Origin of the sequence: Pedobacter terrae (genome assembly GCF_036946585.1) — a bacterium.
GTDB classification, from domain to species: domain Bacteria; phylum Bacteroidota; class Bacteroidia; order Sphingobacteriales; family Sphingobacteriaceae; genus Pedobacter; species Pedobacter terrae_C.
Genome location: NZ_JAQIIV010000011.1, coordinates 142,235 through 159,733, shown reverse-complemented (window position 1 = coordinate 159,733; position 17,499 = coordinate 142,235). Strand labels below are relative to the sequence as shown.

Below are 17,499 nucleotides of genomic sequence, written 5' to 3'. Positions count from 1 at the left end.
GATTTCAGAAATCGTGCTGTAGTTGAAGAATTAAAATACTGGGGAGAATGGATCGTGGAGACCACCAAAGTGGATGGATTTAGGTTAGATGCTGTTAAACATATCAATCCTGATTTTATTGTAGAGTGGATTGATCACCTGAATCAAAAATATAACCGCGAGTTTTTTATCGTGGCCGAGGATTGGAATGTGGTGGATGTAGCCGGACAGTTGAACTATATTGAAATTACCGGCGGGCGAACGCAAATATTCGATTCGTTATTACACCATAATTTTTTCCTGGCGAGTAAGGAAGAAGATTTTGATATGCGGACGATTTTTGATGGAACGCTGGTACAGGTAAAGCCTGATTTAGCGGTAACCTTTGTCGATAATCACGATTCGCAACCGTTGCAAGCGCTGGAATCGTATGTCGATTTTTGGTTCAGGCCTTTAGCTTATGCCATGATCTTATTGCGGATTCAGGGCATTCCGTGTTTGTTTTTTCCTGATTTGTATGGAGGAATTTATGATGATAAAGACAAAGAGGGTGATGAGGTGCATGTTGAGCTGGTGGCCATTTCTGCGGTAGAAACCATGAGCAAAATCCGTACAACCCTGGCTTATGGCGAGCAACGTGATTATTTTGACCATGGCGTTTGCGTAGGCTGGACCCGTGCCGGTGATGAAGAACATGAAAATAGTGGTTTAGCCGTATTGTTAAGTACGGGAGAAGAAGGTTTTAAAGAAATGGAAATTGGAAAACACTTTGCCGGAAAAACCTTTGTTGATGCGCTGGGCTATCGCCAGCAGGAAGTAGTGATTGATGAAAATGGCTGGGCAGAATTTCACTGCAATGCGGGCAGTGTTTCGGTGTGGGTGTTGAAAGTGGGATAGGAGGAGGCTCGTGTCGTCTGTGGGGACACAGACCACAGCGAGGTTATTAATGAAAATGGCTGTGCGGAATTTCATTGCAATGCAGGGAGTGTTTCGGTATGGGTGTTGAAAGTGAGGTAGGAGAAGGAATGGCTGTTGTGGTCTGTGAGGACACAGACCACGGGATGGGATGACCATTCTTTTGATATCTGTCTGGACTTGCTATCTTTAACTATAATTTATTTTGTCAGATTTAAACGGCATGAAATCGTCATTGCGAGAAGGCTCTTTCAGCCGACGAAGCAATCTTCCCTGCAAGGATTACCAGAATGAAAGATTGCCTCGTCGTTCCTCCTCGCAATGACGATTTTTACTGTGGGATTTTTTAACTATCTACAAAAAATTATCCTCACTTCTATAAGCCGAAATTACGGCCAGCTCACCTTCTTTTCCGCCTTTTGAGTTGCCATGTTCCATACCCATCACACCTTTGTAACCTTTGCTATGCAGGTGTTTGAATAGGTTTTTATAATTGATTTCTCCGGTTGTAGGTTCTTTTCTGCCCGGATTATCGCCAATCTGAATGTAGGCAATTTCGTCCCAGCAACGGTCGATGGTTTTAATTAAATCACCTTCGGTACGTTGCATGTGGTAAATGTCGTAAAGGATTTTACACGAAGGACTGTTTACCGCTTTGCAAACGGCATAAGTTTCATTTGTTTTTTGCAGGAAAAGCTCTGGTGTATCGCTCAACGTTTCTAAAACCATAATCAGGCCATGGGGTTCAAAAATTTCGGCACCTGCACGCATCGCATCAATTACATTGGCGAACTGATTACCATAAGGTAAGTTGCGCTCATAAAAGCCGGGCACTACGGTAAGCCATTTGGCATTACAGCGTTTGGCCGCTTCTACTGATTTCTTGCAGGTTTCCACAAATTTATCTTTAAACTCCTTTTTGCCTGTAGTTAAAGAAGTTTTCCAGTTATCGCCACCATCTACTACAAAAACACCCATGCGCATGCCCAGTTTAGCCAGTAAATTTCCAATTTTCTCCTGTTCTTCAACGGAACGGCCCAGGTAACCGTTATCTTCAATAGAACGGAAACCTTTATCGTACATAAACTGGATCTGATCTAAAAAACTTTTGCCTGCATGGTTTTGGAACATGCCCTGGTGTGGTGCATAATCAAGATTAAAAACCTTGTCACCAGCGATAGTTGTCTTTTCAGCGGCAAAGGTATTGGTAATTCCTGCGCCGGTAGCCATTGCGCCTGCGGTAAATAAGCTGTTTCTTATAAATTCACTTCTTTTCATCAGTTTGTTTTTGAAAGGATCATGGTGTAATTAATTTTCTAAATCCCGTAGTTAGGGTGTCAGCTACCTTGCCATCCTTTTGGCGGTATACAAAATAAGCTTCGAGGTTTTTTCTGCTTTCTACAAAGGCTATGGCATCTTTGAGGTGCATGGCCATTAAGGCATTATCATATCCATCGGCTGTAATGGCATCATTGGCGTAAACGGTAACGCTGATCATCTCATTATCTAAAGGATAGCCAGTTTTAGGATCAATCAGGTGAGAAATTTTTTTCTTTCCACTCTGGTGAAATTTCCGGTAGTTACCTGAGGTCGTAATGGCGCCAGAATTTATCGCGGCGATATGCCTGATTACCGGGGTTCCATCTTTATCGGGACCTTCAATACCGATTTTCATGGTTTCGCCATTAGGTTTAGGTCCTGAAATGCGAATTTCCCCGCCCAGCTCGGCTACGTATTGTTTAATTCCTTTTTTTTCGAGATAAGCAGCAATTAAATCAACACTGTAACCCTGCGCAATTCCGTTTAAATCGATTTGAATACAGGGTTTTAATTTAGTCAGTACGCCTTCTTTTAGCTTTAGCTTTTGCATACCCACACAAGCCAATATTGATCTAATTATTGGCGAATCGGGTTCATTTTTTGCCTCTTTTGGCCCAAAACCCCAGGCTTGTACCAATGGCGCAATGGTTATATCGAAAATTCCCTTTGTATCCTGATTGATTTCGAAACTTCGTTTAAGCACGTCGTTCATAAAACGATCGGTTTTAATTTCTTTTCCGGCCGTATTAAATTGATTTATCAATGATCCCTTTTTGTAAAGCGACATCGATAAATCAATTTCGTTTAGTAAGCTATCTATGCCCGCTTTAGTGGCCACACTATCAGTAGCATAGTACATAATGGCATAATCGGTTCCCTGTGCAAAACCATTAATTTTATACTGCTTTAACTCTTTTTTCAGGGCGAAAGCAAAGATTAATGGCAAGATAAAAAGCAAAAACCTATAACGCATCTATTTAGTTTTAGATCACCTTTGTTTGTCCGGGTATGGCGATAGGGTATAATCCTTTTTCATCAGGCATTAACTTTGGATTGGCATCCCATGCAAAACGATCTGGCATTAAACTGATGTTCGAAGCTAAAGCCTCATCCCACTTAATGGTTTGACCAGAATAAGTAGCATAACGGCCAATAATAGACGAAAATGTACTGGTAGCGGCATAATCGACGTTACTGAATTTATATTCTCCCTTTGAAACCGCATCAAACAATTCATCATGCTCGGTTTGATATGGATTGGCGTTCCCTTTGGTATTGTGGTTATATAATTCTTTGCCGCTATAATCTTTCATAATGGCCTGGTTACTGCCTGAAAGATAAATTTTGCCTTTTGTACCCTGAAAAGTTTCATCCACACGGTTACTGATCCCTTCGAAATGGCGGCACTGGCTATTGATTACTGCACCATCGGCATAGGTTAATTCGATAGAGTGATTATCATAGATCTCTCCGTAGTCTTTTCCTGTTCTCCAGGCACGGCTACCCGTTCCCTGTACCGAAACCGGATGTCCGTTTTTGATCCAGTTGGCAATATCAATATTATGCACGTGTTGCTCTACAATATGATCGCCGCATAACCAGTTGAAATAATACCAGTTTCTCATTTGATATTCCATTTCGGTTTGGTTTGCTGTACGCGGACGTACCCAAACGCCACCGCTGTTCCAATACACCTGGCCCGACATGATATCGCCAATGGCACCATCGTTAATGCGTTTCATCGACTCGCGATAGTTGGTTTGGTAGCGACGCTGTAAGCCTACTACCACATTTAATTTTTTCTTTTTCGCTTCCTCCGCTGCGGCCAATACTTTTCTGATACCCGGTGCATCTACGGCAACCGGTTTTTCCATGAAAATTTGTTTATTCTGTTTAACCGCCTCTTCGAAATGGATCGGGCGGAAACCAGGAGGCGTGGTTAGCAGCACCACATCGGCTAATGGAATGGCTTTCAAATAAGCATCGAAACCCACAAACTGGCGTTCTTTCGGAACATCCATTTTTGCTGCAAATTTCGAACTTAAGGATTGGTAACTGCCGTCCAGGCGATCCTGAAAGGCATCGGCCATGGCCACCAGTTTAATATTAAATTTCGTGCTTAATGCCTGAAAAGCTGCTCCGGTACCACGGTCGCCACAGCCTATTAAGGCAATTTTAATCGTGTCTGACCCTGAAGCATAAGCGCCGGCCAATGGAATACTGCTTAACATCGCGCCGCCGGCCAGCATGGCTGTTGCTTTTAAAAAATCGCGGCGATCTTGTTGGTTGATTGGTTTTTTCATGTGTTTAGTTTTTATTTTTGGTTAGATAGTGTAGGGTTAAAAGTCTTTTATGGGTTGTTTATTATAATAAGCATCAATTTCGGCTTTAGATGGTGTTTTAGTTGGTCGGACTAAACGCATACCAACAAAGGGCGCTTCAGGGAACCACCAGTTACTTTTCGGAATCTGTGGATCTAACTGTTTCCATGCCGGATCGGATGCCAATCTGGCTGTTGAAGTTAAATTGTTGGGTGTTTCATCATAAGAACCACCGCGAACTACATTTGGATAAAGTTTATCGGGTATGGCCACCGGGTTTTCTGCAATTTTATCTTTGCTCTTACTGTAGAAATCTGGAAGGTATTGGTCGTAGGTCCATTCGCTCACGTTTCCGTACATATCAAATAATCCCCATGGGTTTGGTTTTTTTTGTCCTACCTGGTGTGTTTTGTTATCGCTGTTATCTTTATACCAGGCATAATCGCCTAATTTGGAAGCATCATCGCCGAAAGAATAATTGCCTTCTGTTCCGGCTTTGCAGGCATATTCCCATTCAGCTTCTGTTGGCAAACGATAAAAAACACCTGTACGCATGTAAAGCCATTTACAAAACTGGATGGCGTTATATTGGGTCATGGCTACTGCAGGCTGGTTTGCTTTACCCATACCAAAAGTCATATCGAGATAGGGTTTTGTAGGTCTGGTAACGGCATCCACTTCAGCAGGAATAGCGCCAACGCTGGCTTGCTTTTCGTAATCGCGGTAGAGGAAAGGCTCAAAGATATCCCAGGTTACTTCATGTTTTCCGATCCAGAAAGCATCGAGTTTAACCTCGTGAACGGGTTGCTCATCTGGTTTTCCTGTTTTACTGCCCATTTTAAATTTGCCTGCCGGTATAGCCTGCATATCGAATTTTAATTTGGTTCCATTAATGGATTGTGTGTACGATTGGTTGTTCGTTTGTGCTAAAATCTGTGCGCAAGGAGAAATGATTAACGCTAAGGCAATTAACTTTTTAAACATGATTATTGGTTAGATATGCTTGATCTTCTAGTGTTTATCTGGTAACTTTCTAAAACACTAAAGTAAATAACCACATTTAAAACAAAGAAAATTTATGTAACAATAAAGGTAGGTATATCAATATTAAAAGTCAATTTGACAATTATAGCTAAAGTCATCTTAAAAGATAATTTACGGCATAAAAATCAACATTATTGATGTAGATAACATCTTGCCACACAGCACAGTCTTGCCTCGGCTCGCCGCCGCCGGTTAGCTCCTTCTTTTTGGCGTCAAAAAGAACCAAAACCGAGGCCTTGCCGAGTTCATTAATACAAATAAAAACAGCACACAACCATTAATAAAACGCCGGCTGAAAATTTATTCATTCGTTTTAATAGTTTTCAGCTGCATTCATGAGGGCTACGCCGTTTTCTTTCAAAGCCAGTAGTAGGGCTCGGTCGGTGGAGTCCGAAAAATTTGTTAGGCCGGTTTTAAGTAGAACGAGGATGCAATGCTACGGCCTAGCTATGCGGAAATGCATGATGCCGTAACAAACTCATTAATAGGTAATCATAAAATAATGTCAATGGTAGGAATAATTTTTTTATAAAAATCAATATAAATGGACAGATGTTAAAGAAGGCGAATGGTATTGAAGTATCGTCATTTCGACCGTAGTGCCCGCCTGTGCGGACAGGCCTGCCCGTACAGGCGGGGAGAAATCTTTAAACTATGTTAAAAGATCTCTCCACTCCGCGTTGCTTCGGTCGAGATGACGACCACACTATTGGATTGTGTCAATGGTAACTAGTTTCAGGATCTAATTGGTGAGGAACCTTTGAATAAATTCCACTTGTATCTGGTTATATTAGACCGTTACAGGCAAAGGGTTTTACCATATAAGGGATGTAAGGTCATTTAAGCTTATGATTTTGTAATGGTACTGCTTACCTGTTGTCTGAAATTTTATTGCTTAAATTGGTAAAACCAACCAGTGTATTTCAGCGTGCACCCGGGCGGCGATAATAAACAAAAATCTGGTAACTGTTTTCGGTCTGGAAAAATGCACCCTCGAAAGGTCTGGTTTCCATTACTTTCGTATCCTGGTTGTACCAGGCATACTCGTAATCATAAAGACCTTGTTTAAGCATCACATTGCCATAAAATTGTTTTCTATTGGCATCATAAAGCAATTTGTTTTCATTGCTCATGGTATAATTATTAAACCGGCCAACCACATAGGCATCGCCATTAGGGCTGGGAGCAGGGGCATTTAAGGTAAATAAAACGCTCATATATTCTGCTTCCGTTTTATCGTCGCGCCCATCGGTATTGCGGATAAAAAAGTTTCCGTCTTCATCGAACTGGTTGGCAAAAGCACCTACTGTTCGCGGTGCATCCTGAAAAAGTATCACATTTACGGATTGATTATCGCGATAAATGTCTTTTACATTATCTGCCTTGTAACGCAAACTCCTGGTGTCAAACTTTCTAAACTCATTGTCTCCCCAAAAATCATTGGTATTGAGGTCGTTATAAACCAGTTGATTTGGTCGTACAAAGGCTGGTTTCGTATTCACCTGGATGGTATTGGCATTAAAATTCTGCATCACCACAGCTTTTATATCCTGATAGGGGTTTGAGATAGGGAAGGTATGATTGATGGTAAAGTTGATTTTCTGTTTGTAGTTCCGATTCTCCACCTGCATGGAATTGCTGATATCTGCTGCTACTGCTACCTGATTATCAAGCAGGTAGAAGCGCTGCGAAATAACCGGTTTGTTTTTATCGCCATCTAAATAGACTTTTAATACATAATTACCCCCAATTTTGGGTTGGATCTGATTATTAGGCAAGCTGATTTCGTAGTGCGTATATTTCCGTGCCGTGTTGGATGAATAGCGGTAGTTGATGATGCGGTCGTCGTTAAAACTCCCTAAATAATCGACGCTTGAGATTTTAGAGGTCTCCCACTCTGCGGTACAATGTTCAATAGTGTACCAGTAGTTTTGGGTGCCGGCAAGCAGATCATCAAAAGAAAAAGTGATGGTTTCTGAAGAATTAAGCGTGATTACCGGTAAACTTTGCTCTTTATTGCTGTTATAGCAAAGTACAGTTTTAATATTCGGGAGATAAATTTTGTTCTCGTTAGTAAACTTGCTATCATTTTGCCCAAAGGCGGATATAGAGATGAAAAATAAAACTGTAAATACTATCTTCTGCATGGTTAAAAGTAAAGTTTTATTGGGAAGGGACAAAATGGAGTTGTGAAGGGTTGCCACGGAAATACGGATTATTCGTGGTGTCAGCTATTATTATCTGACACAAATCTAATTTTCAGTTTGTACATCAATCCTGTTTCTATGGATTCAATTCAGGTCAGATGGTAACATCTGACCGCACAAAACAACAAAAAAGCCGTTCCGATGTAAAATCCGAACGGCTATATCTATACTAACTGGTATTTAAAACTAACCTTCCAGCTCCATAATTTCTGCAGCCAGTGTTTCCCATTTATTTTGGCTGTGATCTAACTCTTGTTTGGCTGCTAAATAACGTTTGTTCGCCTCGGCCAATTTATCGGCTTTGCCGTATACATTTTCATCGGCCAGTTCTGCCTCAATGCTTTTTATATTTTGCTCCAGTTCGGTAATCAATTTCTCTGTTTTTTGCAGCTCGTCGTTCAGCTTTTTTAACTGGTTAGCCGTGTTAGGCGTAACTGGTTTCGGCTGTTCCTTTTGTTTCTCAGGCATTTTAACCGGAATAGGTTTGGCTGCTGGAATTACCCTTTTGCTGTTCCATTCTTCATACTCGGCATAAGTACCAGGGTATTGTTTAATTTTTCCGCCTTCTATAAACCAGATTTTGTTGGCCACATTATCTAAGAAATACCTATCGTGAGATACGGCAATAAAAGTACCTTCAAATTGGTCTAATGCCTGGATCAGGATATTTACCGATTGGATATCCAAGTGGTTGGTAGGCTCATCCAGAATCAGGAAATTTGAATCCGTGGTTAAAGATTTAGCCAGGGCCACACGCGATTTTTCCCCTCCGGAAAGCACTTTGATCTTTTTGAAAACATCATCGCCGGTAAATAAGAAACAACCTAAAATGCTTCGTAATTCGGTATCGCTATGTTTTGGCGCAAATGCCTGTAATTCTTCTAAAATTGAATTTTCTAAATGCAGCGACTCTAACTGGTGCTGTGCAAAGAAAGTAGTGGTTACATTATGACCGGTTTCGCAGAGACCTTCAAATTTTTCGGTGCCGGCAATCATTCTCAATAAAGTAGATTTACCCTTACCGTTTGCACCGATTAAAGCAATTTTATCACCTTTTTCGATCACTCCTTCCGCATCATCCAAAATATGCACATTTGGGTAGCTCTTAGTAGCGTGTTCTATGCGCACCACGTGCCTGCCCGATGGTTTTGAGAATTTGAAAGCAAAATTTACGGTTGGGTTATCATCATCCACATCATCAATACGCTCCATCTTGTCTAAAGCTTTCATGCGTGACTGGGCCATTTTAGCCTTACTCGCTTTCGCTTTAAAACGCTCAATTAAACGCTCTTCTTGTTTAATTTTGGCCTGTTGATTTTTGAATTCACCTTTCTGGATTTCTCCACGTAAGGCTTTTTCTTCCACATAGAAGCTGTAGTTACCCGCATATACGGTTAACTTGCCTTTACGCGATTCTACCGTGCGGTTTACGATCTTATCCAGGAAATACCTATCGTGAGATACAATTACAATGGCACCTTCAAAACTCATTAAATAGTTTTCCAGCCACTTAATGGAAGGTAGATCCATATGGTTGGTTGGCTCATCCAATAAAAGGATATCAGGTGTTTGCAATAAAATCTTCGCTAACATTACCCGCATCCGCCAACCTCCTGAAAAGGTGTTTAACGGGCGCAATTGGTCTGCCGTACTGAAACCTAAACCCGCTAAAATCTCGTTTGCTCTATATTCGATGTTGTAGCCGTCCAAAGCTTCAAATTCCTGCTGTTTGTCGCTCAATTTAAATAAAACCTCTTCGCTATAATCCGTTTCGATTTTTTTTAGCAGTTCTTCAATCTCATCATGCAACTGGTTTTGGCGCTCAAAAGCTTCCATGGCCACGTGCAAAATGCTATGGTGCGAATCGTAAGAAAGTAAATCCTGGTTTAAGTAGCCAATTTTCAAGTCTTTAGACATGGAAACCGTACCTGAACTTGGTGCGTATTCGCCTACAATTATTTTTAAAAGTGTTGATTTTCCTGTTCCGTTGGCGCCAATTAAACCGGCTCTATCACCAGGTTTGATGTGCCAGTTTGCGTCATCGTATAAGGCTCTTGAGCCAATCAGGAAAGTTAAATTATTTATTGAAATCATTTCGGCTGCAAAAGTACGAAATTTAAAGGCTTTTCTCAGGGGGAAAGTTAAATAGGGAAACCTTGTTTTTTTTTATTAATAATTTGTTTTATAAAAATTAGTATGGATGACTTATCTGATTTCTTATGGCACGCAGCACCACCTTGCCTCGGTCTTGCCGCCGCCGAAGGGCTCTTTCTTTTTGGCATCAAAAAGAAACAAAAAATGCCGGCTGAAAATTTTTCTTTTAAAGTCAGTTATAGGGCTTGGTTAGTGGAGCCCAAAAATTTGTTAGGCCGGATTTAAGTTCAACGGAGATACAGTGCGAAGGCCTTGCTAAGTGGAAATGCATAATTTATCAAATAACCTATTAATAAATTACAAGATAACGTCAGTGGTAGCTCGGTAAATTTCTTTACCTACCGGCATAAACTCATTTATTATAAATAAATTTTGATATCTATAAAACCTTCTTACCTTTGTACTGTAATAAAAATAATTACAGAATGAGCACGAGCAGGTTTCCGATTGCCTTACATATTTTAACCTTATTAAATGAGGCAAAAGGTACTGTAGTGAGTTCGGCTTACCTGGCCGGAAGCATCAATGTCAACCCTGTTTTAGTGCGAAAGGAAATCATAAATCTACGTAAACATGGTTTTGTGGAGAGTAAAGAGGGGAAGGGGGGAGGCTCATTTCTGGCAAAAAATGCCAAAGATATTAACCTGGGCGAAGTCTATCAGTCGGTTAAAAGCGATAATATGTTGTTGGGGCAGCATAAAAATGAACCGAATCCTAAATGTCCGATCGGTAGGCAGATCAATCAACATTTAGATACCCTATATAGTGCTGCCGAGCAAGCGCTGATCGTAAATTTATCCAAACAGACATTGGCAGATTTTGCCGCTAAGTTTGAATAATTTTTTTTGAATATAACTGTAATAAAAAACATTACAATTTAAAATAGATACATAAACTAAAAATTAAATCACATGAAAGTAGCATTAATAGGCGCCTCCGGATTTGTAGGCAAAGCGATTTTAAACGAACTGGTAAGCCGCGGAAATGACGTGATTGCCATTGCGCGCAATACCGAGAAGATTGAAAGTAACGATGAAAAAGTAAGTAAGGTAGCTGTAGATGTTTTGGATACTGAAAAATTAGCAGCAGTTTTAGCAGGCGCTGACGCCGTAGTAAGTGCTTTTAATGCAGGGTGGACCAACCCAAATTTATACAATGATACTTTAGCAGGTGCAAACGCTATTCAGGCAGCAGTAAAAGCATCCGGTGTTAAACGTTACATATTTATAGGTGGAGCAGGTACACTGCAGATTGATGGTCAACAGATTGTAGATGGACCGGATTTTCCTGCCGAAATCAAACCGGGCGCAACGGCTGTAAGGGATTATTTTAACATGCTGAAACAGGAAAAAGAATTAGACTGGTTGTTTTTTAGTCCGGCAATTGAGATGCATCCAGGCATTACCATTGGCCGTACCGGTAAATATCGTTTAGGTAAAACCAGCCCGGTTTTTAATGAAGAAGGTCGTTCAATTTTATCAGTAGAAGATTTAGCGATCGTAATTGCCGATGAACTGGAAAACAATGCACATCACCAGGAGCAGTTTACGGCGGCGTACTAGAAAGGTAAGAGGGAAGATGTAAGACGGAGGAGGTAAGGGCAGGATGTAAAAGGGAAGATGTTGGGTGAGAGATACTGGATGGCTCGTATTCTGTTGCTACCTGGTTATTATCTGGTAGATTAGTGTATCATCATTCGGCTGATTGAGCCATCACCAGATTTTATAAACCGTAGGGTTCCCATCTTCCCTTTTCCATTTTACATCTTCCATATTTACCTATAAGTTCTTATCTTCGTGGCATGTATCGCCTTATTAAACCAATATTCTTCAAATTTGACCCGGAAAATGTTCATTATTTTGTAGTCAAGCGGTTAAAATGGTTTAATGATAACTTTCCACTAGGCAAAACCATAATTCGTAGCAGCTTTGATGTACATATTAAAGGTTTGGAACGCGAGGTTTTTGGCATAAAATTTAGAAATCCTGTTGGTTTGGCTGCTGGTTTTGATAAAAACGGGGAATATGTAGAGCCACTCAGTAATTTGGGCTTTGGCTTTATTGAGGTGGGTACGGTTACACCCATGCCGCAACCTGGAAATGATAAACCAAGGATGTTCCGCCTGCCTAATGATGAAGCGTTGATTAACCGTATGGGTTTTAACAATAAGGGGGTAGATGTGATGGCAGAACGCTTGCGCTTGCTAAAAGATAAACATCCTGATATTGTTGTAGGTGGAAATATTGGTAAAAATAAAGCTACTCCAAATGAAGATGCGGTAAGCGATTATATTAAATGTTTTGATCGTCTTTTTGATGTAGTAGATTATTTCGTGGTAAATGTAAGCTCACCCAATACGCCAGGCCTACGCGAATTGCAAGAAAAGGAACCGTTAAAGAGAATTCTCAACACCCTACAGGAGCGCAACCGCAAAAATGACATTTCACGTCCGATTTTATTAAAAATTGCACCTGATTTAACGGATGCGCAACTAGATGATATCATCGAAATTGTTGCGGAAACGAAAATAGCAGGCATTATCGCCACCAATACCACCATCAGTAGAGAAAACCTGGCTACAGAACAGCATTTAAAAGCCGAAACTGGTGGATTAAGCGGAAAGCCAGTTAAAGAACGCTCAACTGAAGTAATCCGTTATCTTTCAGAAAAATCAAATAAATCTTTCCCGATTATTGGGGTCGGGGGTATACATTCAGCCAAAGATGCTCAAGAGAAACTGGATGCAGGCGCCAGTCTGATTCAGTTATATACTGGTTTTATTTACGAAGGGCCAGGATTAATTAAAAGTATCTGTAAAGCGCTGGTTTAGTTGCAATTCGGCTTTGTCTCTCCCCACAGGATCGTCATTGCGAGAAGGCTTTTTTCAGCCGACGAAGCCTGTCGGCAATAGGCTGGCAATCTTAAAAGTAATAGTTTCTGGCAGGAAAGATTGCTTCGTCGTTCCTCCTCGCAATGACGACCAGTTGATTGAAAACAATCATTGTAACTCATCAAGGAATCTATTTAAGGCCGTTATTATGATATTCATTTTAGAATCCTACTTCTAATGCAATGTCCTAATTACGCGCTTTGTCAGTCTGAGCTTGTCGAAGACCTTGATTAGTTGAAAACAAAAAAGCATCCTTTGATCAGAAGGATGCTTTAAAATCTTTAAGAAAAATTTCTAAAAACTATTTTGCCAAAGCAGCTAAAACAGCATTGTTTTTAGCTAATTGATCGTTTTTAGGTTGGGCAGAGCGGCTACCTAACTCGATGTTAGTTGCTCTTTTTAAAAATGCTACCTCTTGGTGAGCTGTATTTTTATTTCTTCTGTCTTTTCTTTTTAATCTGGTAACTGCCATGGTAATAACCTTTTAATTATTTTATTTGTACAAATGGAGGTCGAGAGCGGATTCGAACCGCTGTAGAAGGTTTTGCAGACCTCTGCCTAGCCACTCGGCCACTCGACCTTAAATTCAAGGCTGCAAAAATAGCAATTATTAGTTAGCGCGCAAACATTATTTCAATAAATATCTAATTTAATTGCGAACTCGCACTAATTCAGCACAAAAGATTGCCGCACTTACGGCTACATTTAACGATTCGGCTTGCCCAACTCTCGGAATGGTAACCGGCTTATCTATCTTTTTGATCACCTCTGCCGATATTCCCTTTCCTTCGTTACCTAAAATCACCAATCCTTCGGTTCCCCATTGTGTTTTGTAAATCGACTCGCCATCTAATAGTGCACCAAATACGGGTATGGTATTTTTCGCGAGCAATGCCGGTAAATCGGCTTCCTGAATATTTATCCGCGACAGAGAGCCCATGGTGGCCTGTACCGTTTTTGGGTTGTATATTTCCACACAGTCGGGAGAACAGATGATGTGTTTAAAACCGAACCAGTCTGCCGTACGGATAATAGTCCCCATATTACCCGGATCCTGAACGCCATCTAATACCAGCGTAAATTGATTTTTTAATTCTTTTAGTGTCAATGCGCTGCTTTTGGGGATATGAACAAGCGCTAAAAAGCCTTGTGGTGTTTGCAGCGTACTAATCTTCTCTAATTCGGCATTCTTTACTTCAAATAAGTTTATATTTGCAGGTAATTTGGGTAACAAATGATATTGCTCGCTGTTATAAAATATAGTGTGGATCTGGTAGCTTGATTGAAAAAATTCTTGTATGGATTTTATACCTTCAACAATAAACAAACCATGTTCTTTACGATATTTTTTTTGATGTAACGATTTTATAAAACTAATCTGTGATTTTGAAAGCATACCAAAACTCAATAAATATTAAACTGAAAAGCACTGCAATATTACTATTTATTATTGTTTTAATTCAGGCCTGCTCCTCAACTAAGTACATTGCAGACTATCAATCGATAGTGAAAAAGGTAACTATTGATAGTGTTGATGCTAAATTTGAAGAACAGGCTTATAATTATGTTCAGAAAGACATCAGACCTGCATCGAAGCTGAGCATCAATGTGCCGATATATAATTTCTTCAATACCAAAGATGGCCGATACAAAACCAGTGATATAAAACCTTTCGGTACGCCACCAGCCATTTTAGATAGCACGTTGGTCGAAATTTCGAGAACACAGATACAGAAGTTTTTAAAAAGCAAGGGCTACCGCAGGGCCGAAGTAAAAGCGGCCATAAATGTTGCAGAGAAAAAGGCGGAAATTGTCTTTACGGCAAAACCAGGACCTGCTTATATCATCGATAAAATTTCTGATTCTATACCCAATGCCAACATTAAAAACCTTTACGAATCAAATAAAGCTGCAATAACTCATTTACATAGGGGAATGCAGTACGATGAAGATTCTTTAACGTACGAAAGGGAGCAGATTTATCGAATCATGAAAGAAAATGGGTATTTCTATTTTTTAAGACCCTACGTTAATTTCGACGTTTACGGTGCTGAATCCACCTCTAAAACCAATAAAATTGATTTAAACCTGAATGTAACCAATCCTGAAAATGGTGAGCATAAGCAGTTCAATATTGGTTATACCCATATGATTATTGCGCCTAATCCGGATGGTTTTCCAGATTCGGTACGATATAAGCTTAATAAAGACACGATTAATGGCATCATATTCACTGATTTTTCCAAGCGTTACCGCAGAAATCCGATAGTAAGATATGATTTTCTGAAACAGGGCGATCTTTATGATATCCGGAATGAAAACCTCACCTATGATCGATTATATGAACTCAACATTTTTAAAAATGTAAAGATTGACTATTATAGGAGGGACAGTACTTCAAATAAAATAAATACGGTAATCCAGCTGATTCCACAAAAGGTGATGAGTAACCGGGTAGAAGGTGAGGTGCCTTTTAATGGTGGTACGGTAGGGTTTACGATCGGAAATACGTATACCAATAACAATATTTTTAGAGGGGCCGAACGTTTTGAACTTCAAGTAAAAGGTGGTTTGCAATCAAGAATTGGTAATGGCGCCAAGCCCTTTAGCGATATTTATCAGCGTGATTTTTCAATCAGTTCGAGTATTACCGTACCAAGGTTGCTGATTCCTTTTTACAATCCGGTTTTGGGTGGCAACGGTATGCCGCACACTACTTTTGCATCAAGCTATATTTATGCGCTTCAAAAAGATGTATCGGTTAGAAGGATCTTTATCAACTCCATTACTTATGATTGGTTTGAAACCAAATCTAAATTACATTCTTTTACACCTCTAAATTTTGAATACCGTTTTGGCTATTTAGACCCCAACGTTGATGCGCAAACCGTATTGAACAACCTTTATTACTCCACCTTGTTAGGTCGTAAAGATTTAACGCTTGGGATGAAATATACCTACACCTTAAATGCAAATAAATTAAATGAATACCGCTCTTTTGTTTATTTACGGGCCGGAATGGATATTGCGGGTAATATGCTGCAGGGGATATCGGCATTAATCGGCAAAAAAGGAGATCCTGCCAATAACAACCCTGCAAGAATATTGGGTTTGCCATTTAATCAGTATACGCGTCCTGAGGTTGACTTAAGATGGTACAAACATTTAGGCGGTGAACGACAGTTTATTGCCCGTTTGAACGCTGGTGTAGCTTATGCTTATGGAAATTCAATATTAACAGGTATACCTTTTGAAAAGCAGTTTTTTGCTGGTGGATCAAGCGGGATAAGAGCCTGGCAGGCAAGAACCATCGGGCCTGGTAACTATGATAGAGGTCTTTTAAGGAGTGATACGCTCAGGAGGGCATTTTTTGGGCTTGACCAGCTAGGGACCATGCGGATTGAAACCAATTTTGAATACCGTTTTACCGTGGCCAAGAAGTTTTTGGGCGCAACATTAAAAGGTGCGGCATTTGTGGATATCGGTAATGTATGGAACCTGCGAAGAGGTGAATCAATTCTCGTTTCTAGTCCTACGCTTGATGAACAAACCATTTTTAGACTAAGTAAATTGGCACAACAACTAGCTGTTGGAACAGGTGTGGGACTAAGGTATGATGTGCAATATTTTGTATTTAGGTTTGATGTGGGTTTAAAGCTTAAAGATCCGCAGTTCGCAGGATCAGATCAATGGGTGATTAGTAAGTTTTTATCCGGGGCAAGAGATTTTAAAAATAGTTATAACGCCACACACGGACCTGATACCTATCGCTTCATACAATACAACTTTGGTATTGGAATGCCTTTTTAATTAATCGAAAAGGCTTAACACTTTGGGTTTTGTATCAGGATTTTTAAAAGGAAATTCTCTAAAGGGTTTCCATCTTTTATCCACGTGTTTATAAACTGAGAAAGATGAAACTAAAAATTCACGTTTAAATTTACGATCTTTAAATTCTAAACAAATCTGCCTAAATATAGGTCTTATATCTCTAAAGGCCAGGGTTAAATGTGGATTGAATTTTTCTTTTTTCTCGATCAGTTTGAAAGGTTGTAATGCTGTACTTATTTGTTTCTCCAGAAGCATTATTCCTTCATTTTGCTCTACATCGAGGTAAAAGGTATGTTCCGGGAAAGAATTGAAATTTCTGAGCACCTGTGTAAAGGGCTGATGGAAAGTGACATCTGACAAAGCTTTAAAAAAATTTTTTTCTGCATTATATCCTGAAATTTTTACCGGAGGATATAAAGTAATGTGTGCCGGACGCTTTAATGATTCATGTACATTAAATTTATTTGAAATGTAAGCTCTGATTTCGTCTATATCTTCCGCGATAGAAGCTGGTGGAATTAAACACACTAAAAATAGATTTTCCATAAAACAAATTTACTAAAAATATTAGTAAATATAAAATGGTTTTATGAAGCGGTAATTACAGCTTTAACTAATCTAAGCCATGGTTAATGTCCTCACGGACCATCTTATTTTAAATAAACTTTTTTCTGGCTAATTTATTGGTTTTGTGTCAGATGATATCAGACACCACAAAAATAACCCCTTTATATTTTTGCCACTAATACATGTATGAGCACGGAGAAATTCGATAGCGCAACAGACTTAGGTTCAATAAACTCAGATACCAAGGAAAATAAATTCAGGATCACGACCG

Annotated in this window: 15 protein-coding genes and 1 tRNA gene; 6 read left to right on the top strand and 10 right to left on the bottom strand. The window is 39.8% G+C overall.

Annotation, left to right across the window (positions count from 1 at the left end; genetic code table 11):
* A partial coding sequence (locus tag PGN18_RS15435; protein WP_335320469.1) for an alpha-amylase domain-containing protein occupies positions 1-876 on the top strand: 876 nt, incomplete at its 5' end.
* A gap of 372 nt (positions 877-1,248) precedes the next feature.
* Here PGN18_RS15435 and PGN18_RS15430 read toward each other — a convergent pair.
* The 6 genes from PGN18_RS15430 to PGN18_RS15405 form a co-directional block, all read right to left on the bottom strand.
* On the bottom strand, positions 1,249-2,172 hold the full coding sequence (locus PGN18_RS15430; RefSeq protein ID WP_335320468.1) for a hydroxypyruvate isomerase family protein: 924 nt from the start codon (positions 2,170-2,172) through the stop codon (positions 1,249-1,251).
* A 19-nt stretch (positions 2,173-2,191) separates the two neighbouring features.
* Positions 2,192-3,187 (bottom strand): FAD:protein FMN transferase, encoded by a 996-nt coding sequence (locus tag PGN18_RS15425; RefSeq protein ID WP_335320467.1) that lies wholly within the window; start codon positions 3,185-3,187, stop codon positions 2,192-2,194.
* A 10-nt stretch (positions 3,188-3,197) separates the two neighbouring features.
* The gene (locus PGN18_RS15420) at positions 3,198-4,517 is read right to left on the bottom strand and encodes a Gfo/Idh/MocA family oxidoreductase (protein WP_335320466.1); all 1,320 of its coding nucleotides are present in this window, start codon (positions 4,515-4,517) and stop codon (positions 3,198-3,200) included.
* Between the two features lie 36 nt (positions 4,518-4,553).
* A complete protein-coding gene (locus PGN18_RS15415; RefSeq protein WP_335320465.1) occupies positions 4,554-5,519 on the bottom strand; it encodes a formylglycine-generating enzyme family protein in 966 nt (321 codons plus the stop codon).
* A 983-nt stretch (positions 5,520-6,502) separates the two neighbouring features.
* Positions 6,503-7,726, bottom strand: a complete 1,224-nt coding sequence (locus PGN18_RS15410) for a type IX secretion system plug protein (protein WP_335320464.1) — start codon at positions 7,724-7,726, stop codon at positions 6,503-6,505.
* 246 nt (positions 7,727-7,972) lie between these two features.
* Complete coding sequence (locus PGN18_RS15405; protein ID WP_335320462.1) at positions 7,973-9,880, bottom strand: ABC-F family ATP-binding cassette domain-containing protein; 1,908 nt, start codon at positions 9,878-9,880, stop codon at positions 7,973-7,975.
* Between the two features lie 102 nt (positions 9,881-9,982).
* On the opposite strand from PGN18_RS15405, the gene PGN18_RS15400 reads away from it, so the two are divergent.
* The 4 genes from PGN18_RS15400 to PGN18_RS15385 all read left to right on the top strand — a co-directional run bounded on the left by PGN18_RS15400 (position 9,983) and on the right by PGN18_RS15385 (position 12,770).
* A complete protein-coding gene (locus PGN18_RS15400; protein WP_335320460.1) occupies positions 9,983-10,165 on the top strand; it encodes a hypothetical protein in 183 nt (60 codons plus the stop codon).
* Between the two features lie 200 nt (positions 10,166-10,365).
* On the top strand, positions 10,366-10,779 hold the full coding sequence (locus PGN18_RS15395) for an Rrf2 family transcriptional regulator (RefSeq protein WP_335320458.1): 414 nt from the start codon (positions 10,366-10,368) through the stop codon (positions 10,777-10,779).
* Positions 10,780-10,851: 72 nt separating this feature from the next.
* Complete coding sequence (locus PGN18_RS15390; protein WP_335320457.1) at positions 10,852-11,502, top strand: NAD(P)-dependent oxidoreductase; 651 nt, start codon at positions 10,852-10,854, stop codon at positions 11,500-11,502.
* 239 nt (positions 11,503-11,741) lie between these two features.
* A complete protein-coding gene (locus PGN18_RS15385) occupies positions 11,742-12,770 on the top strand; it encodes a quinone-dependent dihydroorotate dehydrogenase (protein WP_335320456.1) in 1,029 nt (342 codons plus the stop codon).
* 361 nt (positions 12,771-13,131) lie between these two features.
* On the opposite strand, the gene PGN18_RS15380 is transcribed toward PGN18_RS15385, so the two are convergent.
* The 3 genes from PGN18_RS15380 to PGN18_RS15370 form a co-directional block, all read right to left on the bottom strand.
* Positions 13,132-13,302 carry a hypothetical protein gene (locus PGN18_RS15380; RefSeq protein WP_029275070.1) on the bottom strand — a complete coding sequence of 57 codons (171 nt, stop codon included), beginning with the start codon at positions 13,300-13,302 and terminating at the stop codon, positions 13,132-13,134.
* Positions 13,303-13,336: 34 nt separating this feature from the next.
* Positions 13,337-13,410: transfer RNA gene (locus PGN18_RS15375), tRNA-Cys, on the bottom strand.
* Positions 13,411-13,479: 69 nt separating this feature from the next.
* A complete protein-coding gene (locus tag PGN18_RS15370; protein WP_335320454.1) occupies positions 13,480-14,226 on the bottom strand; it encodes a TrmH family RNA methyltransferase in 747 nt (248 codons plus the stop codon).
* On the opposite strand from PGN18_RS15370, the gene tamL reads away from it, so the two are divergent.
* On the top strand, positions 14,211-16,640 hold the full coding sequence (gene tamL / locus PGN18_RS15365) for a translocation and assembly module lipoprotein TamL (RefSeq protein ID WP_442955365.1): 2,430 nt from the start codon (positions 14,211-14,213) through the stop codon (positions 16,638-16,640). The genes PGN18_RS15370 and tamL overlap by 16 nt on opposite strands.
* On the opposite strand, the gene PGN18_RS15360 is transcribed toward tamL, so the two are convergent.
* On the bottom strand, positions 16,641-17,207 hold the full coding sequence (locus PGN18_RS15360) for a 2'-5' RNA ligase family protein (protein WP_335320452.1): 567 nt from the start codon (positions 17,205-17,207) through the stop codon (positions 16,641-16,643).
* Positions 17,208-17,499 lie beyond the last annotated feature (292 nt).

Coding starts and splice junctions, on each gene's coding strand:
- PGN18_RS15430 (WP_335320468.1), bottom strand. CDS start 2,172: ATGAAAAGAAGTGAATTTATAAGAAACAGCTTATTTACCGCAGGCGCA.
- PGN18_RS15360 (WP_335320452.1), bottom strand. CDS start 17,207: ATGGAAAATCTATTTTTAGTGTGTTTAATTCCACCAGCTTCTATCGCG.
- PGN18_RS15420 (WP_335320466.1), bottom strand. CDS start 4,517: ATGAAAAAACCAATCAACCAACAAGATCGCCGCGATTTTTTAAAAGCA.
- PGN18_RS15380 (WP_029275070.1), bottom strand. CDS start 13,302: ATGGCAGTTACCAGATTAAAAAGAAAAGACAGAAGAAATAAAAATACA.
- PGN18_RS15410 (WP_335320464.1), bottom strand. CDS start 7,726: ATGCAGAAGATAGTATTTACAGTTTTATTTTTCATCTCTATATCCGCC.
- PGN18_RS15395 (WP_335320458.1), top strand. CDS start 10,366: ATGAGCACGAGCAGGTTTCCGATTGCCTTACATATTTTAACCTTATTA.
- PGN18_RS15370 (WP_335320454.1), bottom strand. CDS start 14,226: ATGCTTTCAAAATCACAGATTAGTTTTATAAAATCGTTACATCAAAAA.
- PGN18_RS15385 (WP_335320456.1), top strand. CDS start 11,742: ATGTATCGCCTTATTAAACCAATATTCTTCAAATTTGACCCGGAAAAT.
- PGN18_RS15390 (WP_335320457.1), top strand. CDS start 10,852: ATGAAAGTAGCATTAATAGGCGCCTCCGGATTTGTAGGCAAAGCGATT.
- PGN18_RS15415 (WP_335320465.1), bottom strand. CDS start 5,519: ATGTTTAAAAAGTTAATTGCCTTAGCGTTAATCATTTCTCCTTGCGCA.
- PGN18_RS15400 (WP_335320460.1), top strand. CDS start 9,983: ATGGATGACTTATCTGATTTCTTATGGCACGCAGCACCACCTTGCCTC.
- PGN18_RS15405 (WP_335320462.1), bottom strand. CDS start 9,880: ATGATTTCAATAAATAATTTAACTTTCCTGATTGGCTCAAGAGCCTTA.
- PGN18_RS15425 (WP_335320467.1), bottom strand. CDS start 3,187: ATGCGTTATAGGTTTTTGCTTTTTATCTTGCCATTAATCTTTGCTTTC.